The organism is Candidatus Nitrosarchaeum limnium BG20 (assembly GCF_000241145.1).
GTDB lineage: Archaea > Thermoproteota > Nitrososphaeria > Nitrososphaerales > Nitrosopumilaceae > Nitrosarchaeum > Nitrosarchaeum limnae.
Map to the genome: position 1 here is coordinate 1 of NZ_AHJG01000297.1, position 905 is coordinate 905.

Consider the following 905-nt stretch of genomic DNA (forward strand, 5'->3'; position numbering starts at 1 on the left):
AAACTAACATCACCTTTGATTATATTTGCAATTTCTTCCATGACATCTTTTGGATTTCCTCCTTCTTTAGACAAAAGGGACGGATTTGTTGTAATACCATCTAATAATCCCATGTCATTGAATTTTCTAATTGCTTCAAGATTTGCAGTGTCAAGAAAAATTTTCATTGTTTTCTACCCCTTATTTCTTTGACTTGTTTTGCTATATTAAAAGATGTTATTCCATGTTTTTCTAATAGCAAAGAAATTTCATTGTCTCTAGCAGATTCACCGAACATATCTTGCGCACCTATTCTTTTAATTGGAACAGGGTATCTCTCAGATACAGATTCTGCAACTGCTGATCCCATACCTCCCATTATGTTGTGGTCTTCACAAGTTACTATACCCCCAGTTTCTCTTGCTGCTTTTTCTAAAAGTTCAGCATCAATTGGTTTTATTGAAAACATATCCAATACCCTACATGAAATTCCTTCTTGATTTAATGAATCAGCTGCTTCAAGGGCCATTCTTACTGTAATTCCACATGCAGCTATAGTACAATCAGACCCATCTCGAAGTGTAATTCCTTTACCAATTTGAAAATCTTGAGATTCTGAATAAACTACGGGAGTGTTTGATCTTGCCATTCTCATGTAAAACGGGCCATATTCATTTGCCATCAAACGAGTTAATTTTGAAACTGCAAAAGTATCAGCAGGTATAAACACACGAAAATTAGGGATTGCTCTCATTATTGCAATGTCTTCAATTTGTTGATGAGAACCACCATCAGGTCCAACTGACAAACCGCCATGAGAAACAACTAATTTTACATTGAGACCTTTTTTATTTCCAGATGAAGGATATGCAATTCCATTTCTTATTTGATCTACAGCACGTCCGGGTAGAAATATTGCATAAGTA

Annotated in this window: 2 protein-coding genes; both read right to left on the minus strand. The window is 35.1% G+C overall.

Features of this window, described 5'->3' with window-relative positions:
- A partial coding sequence (locus tag BG20_RS10680; protein WP_010195127.1) for a transaldolase family protein occupies positions 1-167 on the minus strand: 167 nt, incomplete at its 3' end.
- Positions 164-905, minus strand: a 742-nt coding sequence (locus tag BG20_RS10685) for a transketolase family protein (protein WP_010195129.1), incomplete at its 5' end; no start/stop codon positions are given. The genes BG20_RS10685 and BG20_RS10680, both read right to left, overlap by 4 nt.